Origin of the sequence: Promineifilum sp. (SeqCode) (assembly GCF_041918635.1) — a bacterium.
GTDB lineage: Bacteria > Chloroflexota > Anaerolineae > Promineifilales > Promineifilaceae > Promineifilum.
Genome location: NZ_JAYRVJ010000127.1, coordinates 1 through 4,544, shown reverse-complemented (window position 1 = coordinate 4,544; position 4,544 = coordinate 1). Strand labels below are relative to the sequence as shown.

The window sequence follows — 4,544 nt, the reverse complement described above, 5'->3', positions numbered from 1 at the left end:
AGCACGCGCATGGCGTACTGGCGCGCCTTGTCCAGTCGCCCCGTCTCCATGTACGCCTCGGCCAGGTTATTGCTGATGGCCGAGATCCAGCGCTGGTGCTTGATGCGCTCGAAGAAGGCCAGCGCCCGTTCGGCCGGCTCGATGACCGCCTCGAACTGCCGCACGTTCAGGTACATGCCGGCCAGTTCGGCGCGCAAGCCCTCCAACTGGAGCCGGTCGCCAATGGCCGCGTAGTGGCTCATGGCCTGCTCCGCGTGCGCATGCGCGTCATCTACACGCCCCTGCCGGCCGGCGAGCATAGCCAGCATATAATATCCTTGGGCGATCCGGCCCTTATCGAGCGCCGTTTCGGCGATCTGCACCATCGTTCGAAAGTGCGCTTGTGCCGCCTCGAACTGCCCTGCCATATACTCGATGGTCCCGTGTAACCGTTCGACGTCACACGTCGCTAGTTGAGCCTCACGTCGCGCCGCCTGTAGGTCGGCCTCTTGAGCACTGGCAGATCCATGCCAGACATGCCACCTTGTGATTTCAGTCGTTATCCGCGACAGCATGGCGACGGCCTCATCATAATGGGCCAGCGCTCGATCCTGTTGCTGCAGCAGTTCGTAAGCATAGCCCCATTGGCCGATAGCCGCGGCTGTTGTCTCACCATCAGCATCCCAAGTGAAACCCTCCATCCCCTCCAACACCCGCTCCGCCTCCCCGGCCAGCAGCGCCAGCCGGTTACGGATGACCTGTAGCTCGGCCCGCCGGGCGTCGTCCAGCCGGCCCGGTTCGATCTGTCGAAAGACCTCATCGGCGGCGGCGGCCTGCCCGGCCAACACTTCCTCGTCCTGGTGGGCGAACCAGACGGCGACGGCCGCGTCCGGCTCATCCGCCTGCCAGTAGTGGTAGGCCGCGGCGGTGTAGTCGCCCAACTGGGCGCGGACGAAGGCCGCCTCGCCGTGCAGCCGGCGGCGCTGCTCGGGCGGCAGCGCCCCGTGCACCAGGTCGCGGAAGAAGGGCAGCAGGGTCACGCCGCCGGCGGCGTCAGTCTGGATCAGCCGGCGGTCGATCAGGCTGGTCAGCGCCGCCTCGCGCCCGGCCCAGACGTCGCGCGGCGCGGGGGAGCGGAAGACGGACAGCCCCCCCAGCACCTCGCGCTCCTCGTCGTCCAGCCGCCGCCACAGGCGGCTGAAGAGCGGCTGGGCGGACGGTTCGCGCGACAGGGCCAGCACGTCCCCCTCGTCGCCGCTGCGGCGCAGCGCGGCGTAAAGCTCCAGCAGGCGCGGGTTGCCGCCGGTGAAGCGGTGGAGCCGCCGCAACGCCGGCCCGTCCGGCGCGACGCCCAGCCGGCGCAACAGCTCGCCCGTCTCGCCCGGCGGCAGCGGCTCCAGCGGACAGTGGACGTCGGTGTCCACGTAGACGCGCTGCCCCATCAGCAGCAGCGGGGCGACGCCGCGCAGGCTCTCCAGCAGTTCCAACACCTGGACGTGCTGCTTGCGGCGGGGATCGCCGGCCGAGGTGTGCAGCAGATCCACCTCGTCGAAGCACAGCAGCGGCCGGCGGCCGGCGGTGGCCTCCAGGTCCAGGCGCAACAGGCCCAGCGCCTGGGCCAGCGGCCCGACGCGCCCCTCGCCGGCCAACAACTGGGCCCACAGCGACGGCGCGCCCGCGGCGTGGGCGAAGTGGCCCAGGCTGAAGAGCAGGCTGTTCAGATCGTCGTTGAGGCCGGGGCGGAAGGTGTACCAAAAGACGGCGTCGCCCGGCCAGCCGGCCAGCAGCGCCGCCCCCAGCGTGCTCTTGCCCACGCCGCCCATCCCCGTGACGGCCACCGAGCGGCCGGCCAGCAGCGCCCCCCGGGCGGTCTCGATGGCCGCCGCCCGGCCGATGGGCGGCGCGGCCAGGGCGGGCCGCTCCAGGCGCAGCGCCGGGTTCAGCCGCTCCAGTACGCGCCGGCCCAACTCGTCGATGGCCTCCTCCAGGTGGATGAAGAAGCGCGTCGGGCTGACGTTGACGTGGCCGGGCATCGCCTCCACCGCGCTGGGGAAAGCGCTGGGCGGGTGGTGGCGGCGCAGGTAGCGCAACTCCAGCAGCAGGTAGCGGTAGCGCGGCGACTTGCTGCCCAGCCGGGCGCGATCCTCATCCACGGCGGCCATCAGCGCCGCGCGCGTCTGGGGCAGCGGCCCGCCCCACAGGCTCGTCGCCGCCTCGCCCAGCACGCTCTGGAGCAGCAGTCCGCGCTCCCGCTCGCCGGCCACGAGCGCGCCGCCCGGCTGACGCTCGCTCAGGAAGTAGGGCGAGGCCAGCGGCGACTGCCGGCCCAGCCAGTGCGGATCGGCGTAGTGCTCCAGCGCCGCGCGGATGGCGGCGGAGAACACGGTCGCGGGCGTCACGCTCTTCTGTCGGGCCATGTGGGTCTAGTCTCTCTTAGACCTGACAGGTCGGCGACCTCCGGTCGCTCTGAGACCTGTCAGGTCTGGGTCGCCTAGAGTATAGACTTTCTTCCCCGGCCCCGTCCACCCCAGAACGGGAATTACCGATCAAAATCGGGATTTGACCGGGCCGCTCTGTGGCTATAATAGGCGATGCGCCCAACTCCGGGCGCTTTCTTGACGGGATTGGGACAATGGAGGCGATAGATGGAAACGAATTGGATACTCTTTTGGCGAATTACCTTTGACGTCATCGAGGGCGCGATACGCCTGCAACAGGAGATCACGTGGTGGGAGTACGACGACCAATCGGGGGCGCTGCTCTATACGCGCCGCGACCGCACCGTCGAAGACCTGCCGTACCGTCTGGTGGGCGACGCGACCGTCATGCGCGACCACGTCGTCTTTCGCGGGGGCTACCTGGAAGCCCGGACGCTCGATCTGCTGGCCTACGCGCAAAAGCGTCTGGGTGTGCACATCGACCTGGAGGAATTGTCCCAGACCCTGGGGCAGGGCGAGAACATCGCCATCCGCGCCGACGTGAAGCTGCACCCGATAGGCCCCGTCGCGTACCCTATCTTCTACTTGCCACAGTCTCCGGCCGATCCCGCGCTGGCCGTGCGCCTGCTGGTGGACGAAGGCGGAGACCTGACCCGGCGGGTCGTGTGGACGATCTCCGGCCAGTTCCTGGGCTCACCCGGCAACTACCATCTGGCTCACTTCGACGGCTGGCACGCCGTGCGCGTGCGCCAGGATCACGACACGCGCGACGGCGACTTCTACGAATTCCTGATCGACGGCGCGCCGATGGGGGATGGACCTGCCGCTCCGCCCACTCATCACTTCGAGCCTACGCCGCAGACGTTCTACATTGGGCGCACCCCTGAACTGCCAGATGGCCTATATGGGGAGGTCTATCACTTGGACTTTGATCCTAATGATTCATGTGGTGGATGCCCCCGCCGACCCCAGCCTGACTCCCCCCATACCAACCCTGTGGGCTAAGTGCGTATGAAGGGCGGGATGAAGTCGCCCCCACGCGTGCTTGACAGGTATGTTACACTATTCGTGGGGGCGAACCTGCCATTGGGTGAATCGAGCGGACAAACCGGATGGAGGTACGAACATGAACAAGCGGCTCTTTATCGGCGTACTGGTGCTGGTCGTCATGCTGGCGCTGCTGGGCGCGGCGGGGTGGGCGGCGGCCTCCCTCGCGCAGGCCGACTACGGCGAACCCGCCCTGGCCTCGGCCGACACCGACGATCAGTCGACAACTTTCATTCGGGTCAACAACCGCTATCAGAAGCCCAACGACTCCTGCGGTAGCTGTAGAAGTCTTCCGTAGTTGCCCCATCAAACAGCGGGCCGCGCCGTGTGGAAAGGCGCGGCCCTTTTATTTCTTCAAGTGGCCCAACCCGCGCTCCTCTTTACAAAATCTGCCAAATCTGCGTAATCTGCGGATTCTTCCTCTTAGAGCGGGATTTACCTCTCATTTGCGGGAATTGTTCCCGTCCCATCCATGCTATTCTGCCAGCGTAACCAATAGACCTGTCAGGTTTTCGGAAACCTGATAGGTCTGGGAAAAAGCTTACTCCTTGGTGCCAGTTGGCTGCCGCAGCACGCAGCCGAGGGAAGGACGCCCGTCCAGTCGGGGTCGCGTCAAGGGGCAAGGGCGAGCGGGGTTTCCTCTCCTCTTCCTCCCCCGCTTCTTGCCCCTTCGCGACCAACCCCCCAGAAATAGCACGCAGATGACGCTGATTTTCGCTGATAAGAAAAGAGTCGGGTTCTTATCAGTGAAAATCAGCCAAATCAGCCTCATCAGCGTGCTATTCTTCCGCGTCATCAGCGTCCCATTCTTCGTTGATCAACCTTCCGGCCCGCGATCCCCCCTCTCCCCAAAACAGGTTGATTATGGTTGATAATGATTGATTTTGAAGATCGAATAGATCAAAATCAATCATTATCAACCATAATCAACCCTTTTTTAGGAGAGGGGGTAGGTTGATCAATGATTTCCAGCGGCGGCAGGCTTTTCACAATGGCCGCCGTCTCCACGCTCACGGCGACCACTTGGCCGATCAGCCGCACGATGTACTCCGGGTCGTTGGGGCGGTTGGGGTCGTTGGT

3 protein-coding genes are annotated in these 4,544 nt (G+C 65.6%); 2 read left to right on the top strand and 1 reads right to left on the bottom strand.

The genetic code is table 11. From position 1 onward, the window contains the following. On the bottom strand, nucleotides 1–2,396 hold a 2,396-nt coding region (locus tag ACE3UY_RS04325), incomplete at its 3' end, for a hypothetical protein (protein ID WP_374686325.1). Nucleotides 2,397–2,624: 228 nt separating this feature from the next. On the opposite strand from ACE3UY_RS04325, the gene ACE3UY_RS04320 reads away from it, so the two are divergent. Continuing rightward, nucleotides 2,625–3,422, top strand: a complete 798-nt coding sequence (locus ACE3UY_RS04320; RefSeq protein ID WP_374686324.1) for a hypothetical protein — start codon at nucleotides 2,625–2,627, stop codon at nucleotides 3,420–3,422. 121 nt (nucleotides 3,423–3,543) lie between these two features. After that, on the top strand, nucleotides 3,544–3,762 hold the full coding sequence (locus ACE3UY_RS04315) for a hypothetical protein (protein ID WP_374686323.1): 219 nt from the start codon (nucleotides 3,544–3,546) through the stop codon (nucleotides 3,760–3,762). Nucleotides 3,763–4,544: the final 782 nt, after the last annotated feature.

Bases quoted from the DNA above. Each gene is read 5' to 3' on its own strand.
- ACE3UY_RS04320 (WP_374686324.1), top strand. From the start codon at position 2,625: ATGGAAACGAATTGGATACTCTTTTGGCGAATTACCTTTGACGTCATC.
- ACE3UY_RS04315 (WP_374686323.1), top strand. From the start codon at position 3,544: ATGAACAAGCGGCTCTTTATCGGCGTACTGGTGCTGGTCGTCATGCTG.